The sequence below is a fragment of the Sphingobacterium sp. Ag1 genome, from assembly GCF_000988325.1.
Classification (GTDB): domain Bacteria; phylum Bacteroidota; class Bacteroidia; order Sphingobacteriales; family Sphingobacteriaceae; genus Sphingobacterium.
In genome coordinates this window covers 154450-174188 of record NZ_LBGU01000041.1, presented here as the reverse complement: position 1 = coordinate 174188, position 19739 = coordinate 154450, and the positions used below count along the sequence as shown (strand labels likewise).

Sequence of the window (19739 nt, the reverse complement as noted above, 5' to 3'; positions counted from 1 at the left end):
AGGTCTTTAAAAAGAAAGTCCAATTCGGAGATAAGGCAAGGTTGCTTCTTTACTGAACCCTATTACTCCTTGAATAGTTAATAGATCTCCTGGCATAAAATAAATTCCGCCACCATATCCCATATGCCAATTATTGGAATTTTCATGACTCATCCAGACTCGACCGACATCATAAAAACCAATTGCCCCTACTGTTCCAGGAACAATGTAAGAAGAATAGCTAAATAATTTTAATCGCATGTCAAAATTATTATAAAGCGCTGTTTTGCCCGTAAATCGACGAGAATTATACCCTCTTAAGCTCATTTCCCCTCCAATTTGTGCGTGCTGATAAAAATAGGGATCTCCCCATACCGCATCAAATCCGACACGATTGGCAAAAGTGACGTAGTTGTCGGCAACCGTTTTATAAAAACTCATGGAATGCTGCAATTTTGTATAGTTGCGGCCCTCCCCTCCAATTTCAGCATTCCACCCCAATCTAGTGTGAAAATGTACTCCCGATTTTGGATTACTGATATTATCGCGGGTATCGTAATCTATACCAGTGGTGACCCCAGTGAAAAAATTACTACCGTAGATAGGCTCCGAAGGATATTTTTCATGAAACTCTTCAAAGTATCGTCCAACATTATTTAATTCTTTACTGTTATAATATTCGGAGGAGGGTCCATAGAAAACCTTGAATTTGGGGGCTAGGTATCTTTCTAGAAAAATATCACCATTCACAAGATCAAATCGATTTCGGTAATAGGAAATGCGCTTTGAATCCGATTTATCAAAAATGGTATTATTTCCATACCCAAAGAAGTTGCTCAAGTTTTTGGGCCCAAGGGATGAAAGATGAATGTAAAGATCATGCCCTGCAATGAGTTTCTTATAATTACCTTTGTAATCAAACATAAATGATTCGCGACCGGTCAAATAACTGGCAAGAAACTGATGCCTATACGCATAAGGTTTCTTTCTGAATCCTTGATTTTCGATCATATACCCCAGTCCAAAAATAAGTCCGCGGTCAACGCCATAGTCCAAATTAAAAACAACTCCTTTACGATCATAGACAAAATTGTCATAGTCAAACGTATGGACAGCGCTATCTTTGCTCAATTTCAGATGAATAGCATCATCAACCTGGATAGTACCCTGAACCTGGTCTTTACCATCATAGATATAAACTTTGCTGCCATTGGCAAATTTGTCTGTTGTACGGTACAAATCCTGACCATCACCACCGATAATCCGAACCTTTATGGGCGATTTGCCCGATCCATGGAACTTATATTCATCAGCGCCCGATATACCATATATGCGAACTTCTTTGGTCTGATCAGGTACAAAAGTACGTTTTAGCAATTTTCGCCCTTCGGTCCCATCCTTTTTCTTGTTATGGATATTGACAGTGACCGAACCATCACTATTGTAATCGACATCTACAAATTCAGATTTGGCGGACAATGGTAGTTCAACGACACGGGCTAGAAATCGGTAGTAGGTTAATCCACTTTCCATCAGTTCGTCCCTTCTTGAACGAATATTTGTTTCCAGTTCATTCGCGCTCATTTTCACAATGGTATCAGGCATCGTTAACATAGCCTGATGAATCAACGAATCCGTCAATGTTTTCTGAACAAATTGTATTTCGTCAATCCACTCGTCCTCCGTAAGATGCGTGAGAAAAAAATGATCAAAAGTACTTGCATTAAAATTCCAATGTGGTACATTGCGGATATGTGGACTAAAGGGTTGCAAATGGGCCTTCAACCATTGATAGGAAAGTAACGTTGGAAATACCCCCGAAGTTTTATAGTACACCTTATCCCTATCCCTAGGGACGGGGGTATAGATCTTTTTACCTTTTTCTTTTTCAGGATCCCAACGCCAGTTATCTTGATGGCGATCCCAGTCGCCCAACGTAAAGTCTAACAATCGTGCACGTAGCGTGAGCTTCTGATCAATTTGTGTATCATTGTCTTCCAACACTTTACGCATGACTTTTGCGCTATTATCCGTTTTTTGATCCTCAAAAGGGGTACGCGCCTCAAACATATAGGCTCTATTCTTAAATACCTCACGATACTCGCCAAACCTTGGGTCATCTCCCACAAAAACCAGTTCCGGCGAGGCTGAAGGAATTCCTAAGGCTTTGTTAAATGGCGGAACGGTCAATGCTCCAAATGGATGATGTATCGAAATCTGATCCTGTACAATATCTTTTGCAAATGTTTTTCGGAGGCTTTCCGGGAGACTGCGTTCAGGGTATTTCTGAATGGACCTGAGAACCCACTCCCTACCCGAAGAATCTACCAGTCGAAGCGACTGGGTCTGCATCCCGCCGCCCAACTTGACGATCTGAAGGCCACCTCGCTCTGTAGCGAGATCCATCACACGCATCTTAACAGGAGTATTGTATAATTTACGGTAACTATCTCCAAGCCAAAATCGATGCAATAATCCCACTCGGTCATACTCAGGTGCGATCACCGTGGTAATACTGTCCATACGCTGCGCATGCGAATTAAAAACACAGCAACAGGCAATTAATGTAAAGATTCTTCTCATTTTATCTAAGTCGGGTCCTCGAGAAATCAACAGTCGATACAGGTAGAATGTTTGATGGTCTCGATATCTATTTGGGCTAAAGTTCACCTTTTAAAGCAAAGAATCAAAAACTTTCTGCTCCTTTTTTAGTATAAAACCGCTATTTTGATAAAACTTATGGCTCTCGGTTCGAATGGTATTACATCTAACACGCAAACGGCGACATCCTATTGACCTAGCCCAATCGGATGTCGCATGCAATAATAATCGACCCGGCCCCCGACCTCGATATTCCTCATCGACAACCAATCCCATGATTTCCGCATAAACATCAGTCTCCATACTGATAACCTGATGAACTTGAATCCAGCCAACAGCTTTATTGTCAATGGCCCCCACAAATACAGCATACTCCTGCTGCCGCAACAGATCGTCCAAAATAATTTTCATTCCTTCAATATCGGCTGGATACCCCAGTTGCTCGGTCAACCTTACGAGCTCCAAGGCATCAGATAATACCGCTTTTCTTAAGTCCATACTATAAATTTGTTTCCTATGTTTTAGAATAAGAATAGATCACCCAATACTTCAGTTATGCATCAGGTTGATCCAACAATCGGCGGTGATAATTTATTTGGCCAAGGTGATAAGTTAGATGGGTGGTCAGATGAACGAGCAAATACTGCGTCGTTGTTTTTTCTTCAAACACGAGTATGGGATATATCTCTTGCAGATTCTCTTCTGACAAGAGATCCAAAGAGCGGGTAACCACATCAATCGTATCATCTACCTGTTCTATTAATCGTGTTCGAGGAATATCTTTTAACGAAAACTCAGCAGCTCGATCCCTAATATACCCTGTCTTTCCTATTTCGGCACCGATGTACGTTTGAAGATTTCCAATCAAATGTAGACATAGATTGCCCGCTGAATTGGCAATATTTGGTTCAATAAGCCATATATTTCCTTCTTGTTTGTACAATGAAATTTCATCCCGCAGCCTGTTTAAGTCCCGTTGGAAAAGGCTTTTTAAAGTTTCTATAAGCATAGACTAAATTTAGATATATTTCTACTCAAAAAAGCAATTTCTATATCAACACATCAGCTTAAGCGTTAAATAGCCATATTGATACGAATCAGAAATATACATCTCCGCATGATATTATGTAATTTTAAACAACTTAAAGAGCTATAACCATGAAGATAGTTTCAAATTTCCCAAAGAAAACCTGGGTAATTTTTAGTGTAATAACAGTTACGACCACCATTCTCTTCGCCAAATGCGATAGCCTATCCGATGGAAATGACAGATTGGGTTTTCCATTTCCTTTTTATGAATATATTGGTGGCAAGCGCTCAGTGGAACCTGAGAATCGAAGTAGTTTCAATTCTATTTATCTTCTTTTCGATCTTATTATCTATTGTGGACTTGCTTATTTTTTCACATTTCTAATCCAGAGATCTAAAAAATAGCGTACATTGAAATGGAATTAATCGACCAAATTATTTCCATCTGTTTTATATACAAGTTTTAAGCTAAACTGTTTTTATGATGAAGAAAAGCACAAAAATAACGAACCAAAGTATCGAATCTGCAGGGCTCCCCAAAGATCCCAAACATGCCATTGCTGAATACATCTGGAATGGATTTGATGCCAAAGCCACACAGATCGAACTCTTCATAGACAGTAATGAATTAGGCTACATTAATCGTATAAGCATACAGGACAATGGCGAAGGCATACACCTAGAGACACTTTCTTCCTCATTTGGAAACTTTTTGGATTCTATAAAAAAGAATAGTCTCAAACGGAGCTCCTATACAAGAGGAAAAAAGGGAAAGGGCCGATTTTCTTTCTCGCTTTTTGCAACACGCGCAATTTGGAGTACCGTTTTTCAAGAGAATAAATATTTCTCAAACTACCGAATTCAAATCGATCGCGATAGTAAAGAGCAATACGATATCAGTGAAAGCACACCAGTAGCACATAACAATACAGGAACACAAGTTACTCTTGAAGGCGTTTTTGGACTTAATGCTACATTTTTTGAAAGCGACGACTTTAACAATTTCCTCGCACAAGAGTTTGGCTGGTTTCTCTACTTGAATAAGGATAGGAATTACGCCATACGCGTCAATGGAAAGCTATTAGCTTATGACCATTTAATCGAAGAGACAGACCAGATTTCTTGGACAGGCTATAGCCCTGATCGTGATACTTCTTATCATTTTACCATCAATTACATTCGATGGAACCAACAAATTGGTGATCGATATTATTATTATTTTCTGAATAGCGATAAAAAGGAAATTGCAAAAGTACTCAGCAGTTTCAACAATAATGCCATTAATTTCCACCATTCTGTTTATGTGGAATCTGGCTTCTTTGACCATTTTGAACAACAAGATATCTTCCTTTCTACAGAAGATAGTCTTTTCTCGGGGAAGGCCAAACAAGTTATTTATCGGAATTTACTTGCTGAGTTACGTGATTTACTCGATAGAAAGCAAAAAAAATATGTACTAGAGCACGCTGTCGCGGTAAAACTAACAGATCTTGAAAGAAAGGGCCTATTGCCCGAATACAGCAGCTCGGAACAAGATAAAAAAAGAAAAAAACTATTGTTAGCATTAATACAGGAACTATATATTGTAGATCCACGCATTTTCTTCGGCATTAAAACAGACCTTATCCGCACCTATCTCGGTTTCATAGACCTGTTATTGCAGTCGGAAAAAAGCACGGAAATCCTCCCTATCATCGAACAGGCACTTCCCTTAACTGACAAAGAAAAGAATCGCATAAAACAGCTTATAACTCGTGCTGAGAAGAATGAAAGCGCTTCCGCCGAGCAGAAAAAATAATGTATTTTTATTTAATGACTTTTAGATGTCAATAATTAAAATTAAAAGTATCACTTTTGCTTAACACTGTTAAATTATTTACGCATTAGCATGGGTAGTAAAGAACGCATACAACGGCTCAAAGATGAGAATAGAACCAATATTCTAGATGCTGCGCTCCAAATCGTCAAAGAAGAAGGATGGCAAGCCTTGAGTATGCGCAAAATTGCGGATATCATCGAATATACCGCCCCCATGATATATGAGTATTTTGCCAATAAAGATGCCATTTTAATGGAGCTTGCTAACCAAGGCTATCTCCTGCTTGCCAAAAAGGTAAAACAAGCCAAATCAACTGAAACCGATTTGGAGAAACAATTGGAAGCAATGTGGTTTAGCTATTGGGATTTTGCTTTCGAAGAACGCGAATTGTACCAATTAATGTTTGGTGTGGGAACGGCCTGTTGTGGTTTTGAAAAAACCTATAAATGTGCTGAATCCCATGGAAAATTGATAAGTGATGTCATCCGTGAAATCATGAAAGAGAAAAATCCATCCGAAGAATTGATCTGCAGAAAGTATTTCACCTACTGGTCTATTATACATGGATTGATTTCGATCAATTTGGTGAACCAAGGCAATGGCGACAATACCAATCAAGAGGTTTTAAAGGATGCGATTTACGGCATCACACGCTCCCTGACTGACTAATTTTTTTTACACCAAAAAATACAACGTTAAGAAATCTAACACCGTTAAATATACCAAAACTTCAATTTTTAATATCACATGAAAACAAATTTATCCCCAAGTCTTAAAAGGATTTACGTTCCAACACTTAACAGTGTTAAACGAATTAATATCGTAAAGACTGCATATGTGCTCAGTGCAATCTTTCTATATAGTTGTTCAACAGGCACGAGCAAACCCATTGATCCACCACCGGTTAACCTTCCGGTCGTTACCATCGAGAATGGTAATGAGACGGTTTATCAAGAATATCCAGCAACTATTGAAGCTTCGGCCAATATTGAGATCAGGCCACAAGTAGAAGGGATTTTGGAAAACATCTATGTCGATGAAGGCGCTAAAGTAAATAAAGGTCAGGCGCTTTTTAAGATTAACGACCGCCCCTATCAGGAACAATTGAATCAAGCGAAGGCAAATTTGCTAGCAGCAAAAGCTGCCTTAGAAAACGCCGAGTTAGAAGTGGAAAAGAAAACAAAGCTGGTGAACACCAAAGTACTGACAGACTTTCAGTTAAAAACTGCAATTAGCGCACGTAACGCCGCTAAAGCGAATGTACAACTGGCACTGTCGGCGGTTGAAACGGCGAAAATCAATGTCGGATACACGCTAATACGGGCTTCAGCCGAAGGATACATCGGTAGATTGCAGCGCAAACAAGGGAGTTTAGTGGGACCTACAGACTCCCAACCACTTACAGCATTGTCAAATGTAAGGGATCTCCATGTCTATTTCTCATTGGGAGAAAATGACTTTATCGCATTCAAAAACAATACAGAAGGTAGTAATTTACAACAAAAGCTTCACAACCTCCCTCCGATCAGCTTAGTTCTTTCGGATCAGACAATTTATGATCAGAAAGGAAAAATTGATATGGTGGATGGCCAGTTTGATAAAAATACAGGTGCGATTACCCTCCGCGCGACGTTCAACAATCCGGAAGGGGTTTTACGTAACGGAAATACCGGCCGTGTAAGACTACAGAAGAAGTATGCACAAGCATTATTGGTACCTCAACTTGCTACCCTTGAAATGCAGGATAAAATCTTCGTTTACACCGTTGGCAAAGAAAATAAAGTTGTTCAACAGCCCATTACTGTCATCGGAAAAAGTGGTGCAAATTACCTCGTAAGCAAAGGACTGAATGCGGGAGATCGGATTGTCTACAAAGGCATTGACCTGCTTCAGGATGGGCAGAAAATTACGCCACAAGCTTTATCAAGAGATAGCATCAATTCATTATAATATTAGAAAATCACATGCTTAAGAAATTTATAGAAAGACCTGTACTCGCTACCGTTATCTCCATATTACTTGTCATATTGGGGGTGATTGGTATCCTCAAACTGCCTTTGCAGCAGTTTCCCGATATTGCACCGCCCGCGGTGCAAGTAACGGCATTATATCCCGGGGCAAATGCCGAAACGGTACTCCGTGCCGTAGCTCCCTCACTCGAAGAGTCAATCAACGGTGTTGAAAATATGAGCTACATGAGCTCTACTGCCAGTAACGACGGCTCGTTAATGATTACCGTATATTTTAAACTTGGCACTGACCCTGACCAAGCTGCTGTGAACGTCCAAAATCGTGTGGCTCAGGCAACCAGCCAATTGCCCGCTGAGGTTGTACAAGCCGGAATTACCACAGCAAAACAGCAAAACAGCTTGATCATGGTATTGGATCTCTATACGGAAGATCAGAGTAAATACGATCAGACCTTTATTACCAACTACGCGCAAATCAATATTATTCCCGAACTAAAACGGATACCTGGTGTTGGACAAGCATTGGCGTTTGGTGGTAGCAAAGACTACTCCATGCGGGTATGGCTTAATCCAAATCAAATGGCGACCTATAAACTAACGCCTGAGGAAGTTATGGCTGCAATTCAAGATAAAAACGTTGAAGCTGCTCCTGGTAAATTCGGCGAGAGCAGCCGCGAAGCTTTTGAATTTGTGATCAAATATAAAGGTAAACTCAACCAACCAAGTGACTACGAAAATATTATTATCCGCTCCAACACTGACGGCTCAGTACTTAAACTCAAAGACGTCGCTCGTGTTGAACTGGGATCCTATACCTATGCGAGCCACACCCGTATCAATGGCAAAGCAGGATTGAATATTGGGGTAATGCAGCTGGCAGGTTCGAATGCAAATGAAATTCAGATCGCGATTCAAAAATTCATGGAGAAAGCCTCTTTAAGCTTTCCGAAAGGTGTCAAATATCTCGTTTTATACAACACAAAAGATGCACTTGATCAATCTATTGACCAAGTAAAACATACACTAGTTGAAGCATTTATATTGGTATTTTTAGTTGTCTTTCTATTCCTTCAGGACTTTAGATCGACATTAATACCAGCGATTGCAGTACCAGTAGCCATCGTGGGAACATTTTTCTTCATGCAGCTCTTCGGCTTTTCAATCAATCTATTGACCTTGTTTGCCCTGGTGCTTGCCATTGGGATTGTCGTCGATGATGCAATTGTGGTCGTCGAGGCAGTGCACGCCAAGATGGAACATGAAAATCTCCCACCTAAGCTCGCTACAACATCTGCCATGAGCGAAATCACCGGGGCAATTATCTCGATTACATTGGTGATGTCTGCCGTATTCCTTCCCATCGGCTTTATGGAAGGTTCTACCGGAGTGTTTTACCGACAATTTGCTTTCACGTTAGCGATTGCAATCGTTATTTCAGCAATTAATGCCTTGACACTAAGTCCTGCGTTATGTGCACTCTTCTTAAAACCAACGCATCATGGTCATGCTGATGCTAAGAAACTTAATTTCAAGGAACGTTTCTTTGCTGGATTCAATGTTGGATTTGACCGGTTGACTAAAAACTATTTAGGAAGTCTGCGCTTCTTGATCCGTTACAAGTGGGTTGCATTTGCAGGATTGGCGATTACCCTACTTTTGACAATATTTATGATCCGTAAAACACCTACTGGATTTATTCCGTCGGAAGACCAAGGATTTATTGCCATTTCTTTATCCATGCCTGCAGGCGCTTCTTTAGATCGTACTTCTGGGGCATTAGCCGAAGCTGAGAAGCAACTTCAGCATGCTGATTTTACCAAAACTTTAAATGTACTTGCCGGCTTCAATATTTTAACACAATCCACAAGTCCTTCAGCGGGTGTTGCGTTTATCCTCCTTAAACCACATGAAGAACGTGGTCAGATAAAAGACATCAATGCGATTATGGCCGATGTGAATCAACGCCTGGCAAATATCAAAGGCGCAAATTTCTTTGTCTTTACCTTCCCTACAGTACCAGGGTTCAGTAATGTTGACGGTCTGGATATGGTATTGCAGGACAGAACTGGTGGACAACTTGGAAAATTCAGTGGCGTAGGCCAGAAGTTTATTGGCGAACTGATGAAACGTCCTGAAATCATGATGGCTTTCACAACCTTCAAAGCGGATTATCCACAATATGAGCTCCAGGTAGATGATATCAAGGCAGAGCAACTTGGCGTAAGCACAAAAAGTATATTACAAACCATGCAGGCCTATTTTGGTAGTGCCCAAGCTTCAGATTTTAATCGTTTTGGAAAGTACTATCGTGTGATGGTCCAAGCTGATGCCAAGGATAGAAGTGAACCTACTTCAATGGACGGTATTTTTGTAAAAAACAGATTAGGTGACATGGTTCCCATTAATACATTAGTCAAATTAGAACGTGTATATGGGCCGGAAACAGCATCGCGTTACAACTTGTTTAATTCAATTGGCATAAATGCAATACCAAAACCCGGATATAGTTCTGGTGACGCTATCCGTGCAGTTGAGGAAGTTGCAAAACAACAATTGCCTACTGGATTTACCTATGAATTCTCAGGTATGACCAAGGAAGAAATTGTCTCCGGAGGACAGTCTACATTGATTTTTATTCTCTGTCTGATATTTGTTTACTTCTTGCTTGCGGCACAATATGAAAGCTACATCATTCCGTTAGCGGTTATTCTATCCATTCCGACCGGTATATTTGGCGTCTTTCCAGCAATTAGCTTCACTGATATCGCCAACAACATCTATGTACAAGTCGCACTTGTCATGTTGATTGGTTTACTGGCCAAAAATGCCATTTTGATTGTGGAATTTGCTATTCAAGGGCGCAAACAGGGGCTATCGATTCCTAGCGCTGCACTTAAAGCCGCAAGATTACGTTTGAGGCCTATTATCATGACTTCTTTAGCCTTTATTGTTGGTATGATTCCAATGATGACAGCCGTAGGTCCGTCTGCTCAAGGAAATCATTCCATCAGTATTGCCGCTGCGGGTGGGATGTTCACCGGAGTAGTTTTAGGGCTCTTTATTATCCCGATTCTCTTTATTTTCTTCCAATTTATCCAAGAGAAAATAGCTGGTGTCCCGAAGCAAAAACAGTATGAAAGCGAGACCGCTTCGTTGGAAATACCCGTGCATACAAACAATTAGTATATCATGACAAAATTTAAATATATGAATAGTAAAGCAAAGTTACTGACGGTTTTCATCTTATCTTTTGTCGTATGGTCCTGTAAAACAGATAAGTTGGTCAGCAATCAACACCTTGCCCCTAACTTACCCGAACAGTACCGCGACCAAGCTAAAGCTCCGCAGGAAACTAGCATTGGCTCTATTCCATGGCGCGATTTTTTTAAAGATCAAATCCTACAGACATTGATTGACAGTGCAATACAACATAACTTAGATATGAAGTTAGCACTGAAAAACATAGAAGCGTCTCAACTGAGCCTGAAACAAGCAAAAGCGAACTATCTTCCCTCAGCCCAATTACAGATCAGGGGAAATAGCACCAATCCATCCAATAACAGTATGAATGGATTGAGCCTCGGACAGTTTTTAGGCCAACATCATGTGGAGGATTATACGGCATCCTTAGGTTTATCCTGGGAGGCCGATCTATGGGGTAAAATCAAAAATCAAAATATCGCTGCTTTAGCTTCCTATCTGCAAACAGAAGAAGCTAAAAAAGTAATTCAAACCCAATTAATTGCACAAGTTGCACAAGGTTACTATCAACTGCTGATGTTATATCAATTGCGTGATATCGCCAAACAAAACTTGCAATTAAGCGATACAACCTTACGCATCGTCCAACAGCAATATGAAGTTGGTGACATTACGCTGCTTGCGTTGGAACAGGTTGATGCGCAACGATTGTCCGCAGCGGCGTTAATCCCTGACTTTGAACGGCAGATCACTATTCAGGAAAATGCCATTCAGATTCTTAGCGGAAAACTCCCACAAGAGATTAAAACAGCGGAGAAATTGACGGACATCCAGTTCCCCGAAGAGCTAGCAACTGGCATACCAGCTGATTTGTTGAGCCACCGTCCGGATGTAAAACAAGCCGAACTAGCTATTACAGCTTCACAGGCCTATCAACAGTATGCAAAAGCGCGCATGTATCCTTCCTTGGTAATTAGTGCCGAAGCTGGGGTAAATGCATTCAAAGCAAGTAATTGGTTCAACTTGCCCGCATCATTATTTGGTGCAATTACAGGGAGTATTACACAACCTATTTTCCAACGCAAGGAATTAAAAACGCAATATGAGCTAGCGCGTGTCGAACAGGAAAAGAATGTATTGATCTTCAAGCAAAAAGTAATTTCAGCCGCTGGGGAAGTATCCGATGCTTTAATTTCAATTCAAAAATTGAAAGAAAAACAAAAGATTACTTCGGATAGAACGACGCGTTTAAAGCAAGCGACAAAGCATGCCAATCTTTTGTTTGAAACAGGAATGGCCACCTACTTGGAAGTAATCACAGCGCAAAGCAATATCTTACAAAGTGAGCTCGAACTTGCTCAGGTAAAAAAAGCGGAGCTTTCTGCTGTTGTTGATCTATACCGTTCATTGGGAGGTGGATGGAGCAATAACTAATGCGGTATAAAAAGCAATTTTCTAATTTTATTATACATATCTGGTAGATGGGGGGCCCTTAGGGTCCCCTGTTTTATTTTTAAACATAACGCCCTGTAAAGCAAACTTCAAATCAGGCAATACATAAGCTTTTTCTATTTTTTAGAATTTCTTCAACAACCCGATCGCATTCAATTTATAAATCCTTCAAACCTTGGAATAAAAGAGACAAATGCCGCTGAAACAATGCGATTACTTTTGTGACATCATATAAATTTTATAAAATGAGAGATTTAAAAAAAATTGCATTAGCGATATGTATCGCCTTAAGCACGTTAGTAGCGGTGAGCTGCAGTAAAGATGACGAAACTGTTGTTGAACCCCAGTTTACCCCAAGCGAAATATTAGCCAGTACGCCATGGGAAACAACAAACGCAAAGAATAATAAAGGTGAAAGTGTAGTATTAACAGATGCTAACGTGGCAAATTTTGTAGGATTTGCTTATTTCAAATCTGATGGTACTTTTACAATGTTCAATCTTGACAATTCTCCAAAAATGCACGGCGACTGGACCGTATCTGCAGATGGTAAAACGAGAACAATTGTTGCTAAAAATGCTGCTGGAGAAACGTTGTTTACTCGTGTGGTTGATATTACGGTATTAACAAAGAAAGAATTCACTTATAGAGTTTATCCAAACGCTAATGACAAAACGATCTATTTCGATATCATCCATACACCAACAACTCATCAAGAGCCAAAATAATTTATAGGATAATACTTCGAAAAAAATAGTAACCACAATAAAACAGAAAGGCTTGACGAAATGATGTCAAGCCTTTCTGTCTATCGCTAAAAACGAATTCCATATTCAAAGTCACTCTTTGACACTATTAGATCAAATGATTACAAAACAAAAGATAACTACAAGATTTACAATATATTAAAAAAAATATCACAGGGATTTCATTATGAATTATATACTGATAGGCCAAGGTTAGATCATCTATCAGCCTTCGTCAATATACGCCTGAGTGCATCAAATTGATATTTCAGTCAGGGCTTTATACGCTTCAGCAGAAATTTGTCGTCCAATACTAAAAGGAATTACGAAATTTGCATAGATTTCACCGATACAGATAAGTTAAAAGAATGCAGGATATAGCGATCTATAAAAACGATAAGACTCTAATTAGTACAAATAAAAAAAGGCTGATATTTACCTTTCTGTCCTTTCTGCTTATTTATCTCGTCGCCTATATTATTGATCCTTTCTCGAGTTGCTGGGATGGCTATTTTAAACGGAATATGTTTGAAATACTCGGTGAATGGACATTTACGATCATTTATAGCTTTATCATTTCCGAATTTAGTATCATTGTCCATGACAAGCTTAATAAGTTCTTAACCTGGAAAGATAGTCCGACAGAGCGACTTCTACTCGAAACCGTCATCAACCTTTTTGCAGTACTCTTTATCAATTTACTTCTGGAGTACCTGATTTCAAAATATTATTTTGGACCTCAAAATGTTACTATAGCACCATCTTTGGAGGAAAAAAGGGGGATGATTCAAAACATTACAATCAGTGTATTGATTGCGTTGATGATCATGGGGATCAATATTGGTAGTCATTTGATCACCAACTGGAAGAATGAATCCATGCGCGCAGCAAAGCTTGATCAGGTCATTCTTGAAACAGAACTTCAATCGTTAAAATTACAGATCGACCCCCATTTTGTCTTTAATAACCTGAGCGTGCTCTCAGAAATCATCCTCGAAGACCAACAATTAGGCTATGAATATGCAGAAAACTTCTCCAAAATATATCGCTACCTTCTTGTCAATTCCAAAAAGGACATTATCTCACTCGAAGAAGAACTCAACTTTCTAAATTCATACATATTTCTCATCAAAAACCGATTTGGCGATGGGGTAAACTTCGAAATAAACGTCAATCCCGCCAAACGCAATTTTCAATTGCCCCCGCTCACCTTACAGTTATTGGTAGAAAATGCATTAAAGCATAATCAGACGAATAAGAAAAAACCGCTGAAAATTAAAGTCTACACCAACGCCCAGAATCAACTTGTTGTTGAAAATATATTAATTCCTATTGAGAATGTATCCGAATCATCGGGAATCGGAATTTCAAACATCATTAAAAGATACGATTTGCTATCCAACTTAAAACTGCAAATAAAGAATGATGGCAAAACATTTAACGTTATCCTCCCACTTTTAGCGCAAGCATAATGAATATAACCAAAGTATTAATCATCGAGGACGAAAAGCTCAATGCCGATCGTTTAAAGCGACTTTTGAAAGAAATAAAACCATCCATCGTTATTTTGGATGTACTTGATAATATTGCGGATAGCATCAATTGGTTCAATAGCAATGAACTTCCCCACCTGGTCATGATGGATATTCGTTTATCCGATGGCTTAAGCTTTGAAATATTAGAGACTATAAAAATAGACTGCCCAATCATATTTACAACAGCATTTGACGAATACGCTGTGAGGGCTTTTAAATTCAATAGCATAGATTATTTGCTCAAACCTGTAGAAAAAATAGAGCTGGGAAATGCCATCCAAAAACTTGACTATCAAAAAGATCTCCAGATCAACCAACAACCGCTTCAAGGTTTATTGGATTTTATCTATCCAAAAGATTTTCGCTCACGTTTTCTAATTCCATTCAAAGACGGTTATAAGACCATTCTCGTTGAAGAAATATTATACTTTTACTCCGAATTTAAACTTACCCATGCGCAACTCAAATGTGGTACTGTCGAAATTGTCCCTCAAACAATGGAAGAACTCGAACAGCAATTGAATCCAAAAGTATTTTTTCGCGCCAACAGGCAATTCATTATACATATAGATGCGATCAAAAGATTACATAACCACTTCAACGGAAAACTAAAAATAGAAATTAAAAATAACGATCAAGTGGAAATCCTTGTGAGCAGAGAAAAGGCTCAACTGCTAAAAAATTGGTTAGACTATTAATGCTAAACTGATCCGCTTGCTCCTTTTTTTCTCAGAAAGGTAAAGTAAGTTTTTCGCGATGAAGAAGGGAATGTCAATCGATAAGACCAATATCTTCAACACAATTGGATCGTACCATTTAATATCGTAAAATTCAGCTCATCACTGTGACGTTTCAGTAAGCAATTGTAACGTCTCGGTAGATTTCTTTGCCTTATGGCTTAAAAGAATTCTTTTCTTTGTTTCATTATAAAATGATAAAATGGCACAAAGAACGATGACTTTAAAACCTTTCCTTACACTTATTACAGCAGCAGCATTATTATCGTCCTGTGGAGGCAACCAAGATCAACCGCAAGAGCAGGCAGTTACTGTTGACTTTATCGAATTATCTCCTACCCACGCGGAGACCGAAAAAAAATATCCTGGTACATTAGAGGGGACCGTCAACGTCGATGTCAAAGCGCAGGTAACGGGATATCTGGATCAGATTTATGTCAAAGAAGGAGACTATGTATCCCAGGGTCAACCCCTTTTCAAAATAAAAGCTGATGTCTACAACGAACAAGTAAACAACAGCAAGGCAGCTTACCAAGCTGCTTTATCGGCAGAACAAAACGCGAAATTGGAAATTGAAAAAATCAAACCACTTGTTGAAGGTAAAGTGTATACCGAATTACAGTTAAAAACTGCAGAGGCCAATTATGCAGCAGCTAAAGCACAGGTAGCGCAAGCACAAGCTGCACTCGGTTCATCTCAAATAAATGCCAAATTTACGTTGATCAATGCTCCAGTGAGTGGTTATATCGGCCGTATTCCTAATCGGATCGGAAATTTAATTACCGCAGCAGATGCGACACCGTTAACAACGCTATCTGAAATCAATACCGTAAATGTGTATTTTTCATTGAGTGAGGCCGATTTTATAGCCTTTATCAAAGATCAGAATAACAAATCATCCAATCAACAAGCAACGCTATTACTAGCTGATGGAACGGCATACAACCATTCGGGGAAAGTAGAATTAGCCAGTGGTAACATCGACAGAACAACCGGAAGCATGGCACTTAAAGCAAGTTTCACCAACCCTGATAAAATTCTCCGTTCGGGTGGTTCAGCCAAAGTAATCTTGAAAAAAGCGCACGAAAACGTTTTGTTGGTACCTATGGCGGCTGTCAAGGATATTCAAGACCGCTACTTCGTTTATGTTATTGGCGAAAAGAACAAAATTTCCATGAAACAGATTGAAATTGCGGGAAATACAGCCGACGCCTATTTACTTAAATCGGGACTTACAGCTGGTGAAAAAATCGTTATGAATAGAATTGACATGCTTAACGATGGAATGCAAGTTCAACCCACTAAAAAATCCACCATGTAACCAGATGGAGCGTAGATAGCAACGACAGAGCTGCTGAAAAAGTTCCTTTTTAAATAAATGGGAGAAATCCAGGCAATAGCAATCATGGCAAAAGCTGCAACGTCCAAAGAGCGGTAACACGCCTATACGTTCCGTATGCACTTTTGAAAAAAATGGTACTAAAAGCTTTATAAAAATTATACTAAAATGTTAAAGAAATTTATTGACAGGCCAGTTTTGGCAACTGTTATATCGATCATATTTGTCATACTGGGGGTCATCGGCCTTTTTAGGCTGCCTCAAACGCGATTCCCGGATATCGCCCCACCCACGGTCCAAGTTACCGGGAGCTATCCCGGAGGAAATAGCGAAACAGTATTGAGATCAGTTGTTACACCCCTTGAAGAGCAAATCAATGGTGTGGAGGACATGGAATACATTACATCGACTGCAAGTAACGATGGTACATTCTCTGTGCGCATTGTCTTTAAAGCAGGTGTAAACCCAGATCAAGCAGCCGTCAACGTGCAAAACAGAGTACAACAGGCTACTCCGATCTTGCCACAGGAAGTTGTCCGAATGGGATTAACGACCTCCAAGCAACAAAATAGTATGATCATGATATTTAATATCTATACAGAAGATAATAAAAAATATGATGAACTATTTTTACAAAATTATGTAAACATCAACTTGATCCCACAGATCAAGCGTGTACCCGGGGTTGGTCAGGCCATGGTATTCGGTTCCAAAGACTATTCGATGCGTGTATGGTTGAATCCGCAAAAAATGGCAAGTTATGGACTTGTGCCGCAAGAAGTCATTGCTGCAATTTCCAAACAAAGTCTGGAATCTGCACCTGGAAAATTAGGGGAGGAATCAAAAGCACCTCTTGAATATGTTATACGCTATAAGGGGAAAAAGAATCTTCCAGAGCAGTATGAAAACATTATCGTTAAAAATAATAATGTTCAGATCGTACGTTTAAAGGATGTCGCACGTATCGAGTTTGGCTCGATCAGCTATAGCGGTAATTCCCAAAATAACGGTCTCAATACCGTCACCATCGGTATATTCCAGACATCAGGCTCCAACGCCAATGAAATTGAAATTGGAATCGACAAACAGATTGAAATAGCGCAACGCTCATTCCCTCCTGGAATCAAGATTTTTAAATTGATCAGTACCAAAGAGCGCTTGGATGAAAGTACAGCCCAAGTACGCTCGACATTAATTGAAGCCTTCATTTTGGTTTTCCTCGTTGTATTCTTATTCTTACAAGACATACGTTCGACTATTATTCCAGCAATTGCAGTCCCTGTAGCTATCGTAGGTACCTTCTTCTTCCTGCTCGTATTTGGCTTTACCATCAATATATTGACGTTATTTGCCCTCGTACTCGCCATTGGTATTGTTGTCGATGATGCAATTGTCGTTGTCGAAGCAGTACATGGAAAGATGGAGACTTCCAATTTAACAGGTAAACAGGCTACCCATAGTGCCATGAGTGAAATCACGGGAGCTGTAATCTCCATCACCTTGGTGATGTGCGCTGTTTTTATTCCCATTGGATTTATGACAGGTTCATCGGGTATGTTCTATAAACAGTTTGCCTATACTCTTGTGATCGCCATTGTGATCTCTGCGATCAATGCCTTGACGCTGACACCTGCACTATGTGCATTATTACTTAAAAATACACACGCCGAAAATCAAGATGGACAGACCTCAAAAACTGGGTTTTCTCAGCGTTTTTTCAAAGCGTTTAACGCAGGCTTCGAAAACATGACCAATCGATACGTTGGTTCATTAAAATTCCTGGCAAAGAAAAAATGGATTTCGGCACTTTTGATCCTGGCTACAATTGGCGTTGCAGGGTACCTCATGACAAGCACTTCCAAAAGTTTCGTACCAATGGAAGATGATAACTTTGTCGTATACAGTTTGGAAATGCCCCCAGGAACGGGACTGGACCGAACAACAAAAGCAGTAGAAAAAATCGAAAAACTACTGGCCGATATCCCTTCGATTGAAAGCCATACAAGTATCACTGGATTCAATATGATCGGTAACAACTCCAGCGCAGCCTATGCGACAGGATTTATACGCTTGAAAGATAAAAAGAAACGTGGTGAGATGAACGATATTGATCAGATTCACCAAGTTATCTCACAAAAATTATCCAGTGTCAAAGAAGGTAACGCAATGGCTTTTCGCTCCCCTCCTGTTGACGGTTATGGTATGATGAATGGCGCGGAACTCGTTTTGCAGGACAGAGCTGGTAAATCGCCGGTAGAGCTCAAAGCAATGTCCGACTCCGTCATTGCGCAGATTATGAAACAACCGGGAGTGCAATTTGCCTATACCATGTTCAGGGCAGATTATCCTCAAATGGAACTGGAAGTCGATGAAGACAAAGCCGCTCAGCTTGGCGTAGATGTCAGTGAAATGCTTTCGTCCGTACAAACTTACTTTGCGGGTGACCAATCATTGAATTTCAATCGTTTCGGTAAATTCTATCGGATAGCAGTTAAAGCGGATGGCATTTATAGAACCGATAAAGAAGCATTCAACGAAATATTTGTCAAGAATAATCTAGGCCAAATGGTCCCTGTGAATACCTTGGTCACACTTCGTAAAGTGTATGGTCCTGAGTCGGTAACCCGTTATAATTTATACAATTCGCTCACGATAAACGTTGTTAGTACGCCTGGTATCAGTAATGGTGCGATCATGGAAACATTGGAGAAAAATGTATTGACCAAGTTACCCGGAGACTATAGCTACGAATGGACGGGACTTAGCTTGGAAGAGAAGTCTTCGGGCAATCAAACCGTACTTATCCTAGCATTAAGCTTGCTATTTGTCTATTTCTTACTATCAGCACAGTACGAAAGTTATTTATTGCCCCTTGCCGTCCTGTTATCGATCCCAACAGGTATGATTGGCTCTTTCTTAGGAACACGTGCCATTGGATTGGACAACAATATCTATGTCCAGGTCGGCTTGATCATGCTCATCGGTCTTTTGGCAAAAAATGCCATTTTGATTGTTGAATTTGCTTTACAGCGGAGAAGAGCCGGTTCCTCACTCATTGATTCGGCCTTAGAGGGAGCACGGGCTCGTCTACGCCCAATCCTGATGACTTCGTTGGCTTTCATTGCCGGTATGGTACCCTTGATGTTTGCGACTGGCGGAACGGCTACTGGTAACCATTCCATCAGTACGGGAGCAGCAATGGGTATGTTAAGCGGTGTTGTCCTTGGCGTAATCATTATACCGTTACTATACCTGGTATTCCAATATTTGCAAGAAAAAGTTTCAGGTAAAAAACTTACGGACAATACAGTACACAATACAAACGATTAAA

13 protein-coding genes are annotated in these 19739 nt (G+C 39.9%); 10 read left to right on the top strand and 3 right to left on the bottom strand.

From position 1 onward, the window contains the following. Positions 1 to 6: 6 nt before the first annotated feature. From AAW12_RS15545 to AAW12_RS15535, 3 genes are all read right to left on the bottom strand, one after another. A complete protein-coding gene (locus tag AAW12_RS15545) occupies positions 7 to 2562 on the bottom strand; it encodes a BamA/TamA family outer membrane protein (RefSeq protein WP_046674557.1) in 2556 nt (851 codons plus the stop codon). Positions 2563 to 2652: 90 nt separating this feature from the next. Next, positions 2653 to 3078, bottom strand: coding sequence for a GNAT family N-acetyltransferase (locus AAW12_RS15540; protein ID WP_046674556.1), 426 nt, complete (start codon positions 3076 to 3078; stop codon positions 2653 to 2655). A gap of 55 nt (positions 3079 to 3133) precedes the next feature. Continuing rightward, on the bottom strand, positions 3134 to 3589 hold the full coding sequence (locus AAW12_RS15535; RefSeq protein ID WP_046674555.1) for a DUF1572 family protein: 456 nt from the start codon (positions 3587 to 3589) through the stop codon (positions 3134 to 3136). A gap of 501 nt (positions 3590 to 4090) precedes the next feature. Between AAW12_RS15535 and AAW12_RS15525 the strand changes: the two genes are divergently transcribed. From AAW12_RS15525 to AAW12_RS15480, 10 genes are all read left to right on the top strand, one after another. Further along, on the top strand, positions 4091 to 5407 hold the full coding sequence (locus tag AAW12_RS15525; RefSeq protein WP_231585281.1) for an ATP-binding protein: 1317 nt from the start codon (positions 4091 to 4093) through the stop codon (positions 5405 to 5407). A 90-nt stretch (positions 5408 to 5497) separates the two neighbouring features. Then, on the top strand, positions 5498 to 6097 hold the full coding sequence (locus tag AAW12_RS15520) for a TetR/AcrR family transcriptional regulator (RefSeq protein WP_046674552.1): 600 nt from the start codon (positions 5498 to 5500) through the stop codon (positions 6095 to 6097). Positions 6098 to 6175: 78 nt separating this feature from the next. After that, positions 6176 to 7378, top strand: a complete 1203-nt coding sequence (locus AAW12_RS15515; protein WP_046674551.1) for an efflux RND transporter periplasmic adaptor subunit — start codon at positions 6176 to 6178, stop codon at positions 7376 to 7378. A 14-nt stretch (positions 7379 to 7392) separates the two neighbouring features. After that, positions 7393 to 10581: an efflux RND transporter permease subunit gene (locus AAW12_RS15510; protein WP_046674550.1), complete on the top strand. Its 3189-nt coding sequence runs from the start codon at positions 7393 to 7395 to the stop codon at positions 10579 to 10581. 24 nt (positions 10582 to 10605) lie between these two features. Then, the gene (locus AAW12_RS15505) at positions 10606 to 12033 is read left to right on the top strand and encodes an efflux transporter outer membrane subunit (protein ID WP_046674688.1); all 1428 of its coding nucleotides are present in this window, start codon (positions 10606 to 10608) and stop codon (positions 12031 to 12033) included. 263 nt (positions 12034 to 12296) lie between these two features. Next, a complete protein-coding gene (locus tag AAW12_RS15500; RefSeq protein WP_046674549.1) occupies positions 12297 to 12779 on the top strand; it encodes a DUF4822 domain-containing protein in 483 nt (160 codons plus the stop codon). A 386-nt stretch (positions 12780 to 13165) separates the two neighbouring features. After that, a complete protein-coding gene (locus tag AAW12_RS15495; RefSeq protein ID WP_046674548.1) occupies positions 13166 to 14269 on the top strand; it encodes a sensor histidine kinase in 1104 nt (367 codons plus the stop codon). Continuing rightward, positions 14269 to 15030, top strand: coding sequence for a LytR/AlgR family response regulator transcription factor (locus AAW12_RS15490; RefSeq protein WP_046674547.1), 762 nt, complete (start codon positions 14269 to 14271; stop codon positions 15028 to 15030). Before AAW12_RS15495 ends, AAW12_RS15490 begins: the two co-directional genes overlap by 1 nt. 241 nt (positions 15031 to 15271) lie before the next feature. Continuing rightward, positions 15272 to 16390, top strand: coding sequence for an efflux RND transporter periplasmic adaptor subunit (locus AAW12_RS15485; protein WP_053003740.1), 1119 nt, complete (start codon positions 15272 to 15274; stop codon positions 16388 to 16390). 186 nt (positions 16391 to 16576) lie between these two features. Continuing rightward, positions 16577 to 19738, top strand: a complete 3162-nt coding sequence (locus AAW12_RS15480) for an efflux RND transporter permease subunit (RefSeq protein ID WP_046674546.1) — start codon at positions 16577 to 16579, stop codon at positions 19736 to 19738. The last annotated feature ends 1 nt before the right edge of the window (position 19739 follow it).

Bases quoted from the DNA above. Each gene is read 5' to 3' on its own strand.
- AAW12_RS15480 (WP_046674546.1), top strand. From the start codon at position 16,577: ATGTTAAAGAAATTTATTGACAGGCCAGTTTTGGCAACTGTTATATCG.
- AAW12_RS15505 (WP_046674688.1), top strand. From the start codon at position 10,606: ATGAATAGTAAAGCAAAGTTACTGACGGTTTTCATCTTATCTTTTGTC.
- AAW12_RS15545 (WP_046674557.1), bottom strand. From the start codon at position 2,562: ATGAGAAGAATCTTTACATTAATTGCCTGTTGCTGTGTTTTTAATTCG.
- AAW12_RS15495 (WP_046674548.1), top strand. From the start codon at position 13,166: ATGCAGGATATAGCGATCTATAAAAACGATAAGACTCTAATTAGTACA.
- AAW12_RS15520 (WP_046674552.1), top strand. From the start codon at position 5,498: ATGGGTAGTAAAGAACGCATACAACGGCTCAAAGATGAGAATAGAACC.
- AAW12_RS15510 (WP_046674550.1), top strand. From the start codon at position 7,393: ATGCTTAAGAAATTTATAGAAAGACCTGTACTCGCTACCGTTATCTCC.
- AAW12_RS15540 (WP_046674556.1), bottom strand. From the start codon at position 3,078: ATGGACTTAAGAAAAGCGGTATTATCTGATGCCTTGGAGCTCGTAAGG.
- AAW12_RS15525 (WP_231585281.1), top strand. From the start codon at position 4,091: ATGATGAAGAAAAGCACAAAAATAACGAACCAAAGTATCGAATCTGCA.
- AAW12_RS15490 (WP_046674547.1), top strand. From the start codon at position 14,269: ATGAATATAACCAAAGTATTAATCATCGAGGACGAAAAGCTCAATGCC.
- AAW12_RS15535 (WP_046674555.1), bottom strand. From the start codon at position 3,589: ATGCTTATAGAAACTTTAAAAAGCCTTTTCCAACGGGACTTAAACAGG.
- AAW12_RS15485 (WP_053003740.1), top strand. From the start codon at position 15,272: ATGGCACAAAGAACGATGACTTTAAAACCTTTCCTTACACTTATTACA.
- AAW12_RS15500 (WP_046674549.1), top strand. From the start codon at position 12,297: ATGAGAGATTTAAAAAAAATTGCATTAGCGATATGTATCGCCTTAAGC.
- AAW12_RS15515 (WP_046674551.1), top strand. From the start codon at position 6,176: ATGAAAACAAATTTATCCCCAAGTCTTAAAAGGATTTACGTTCCAACA.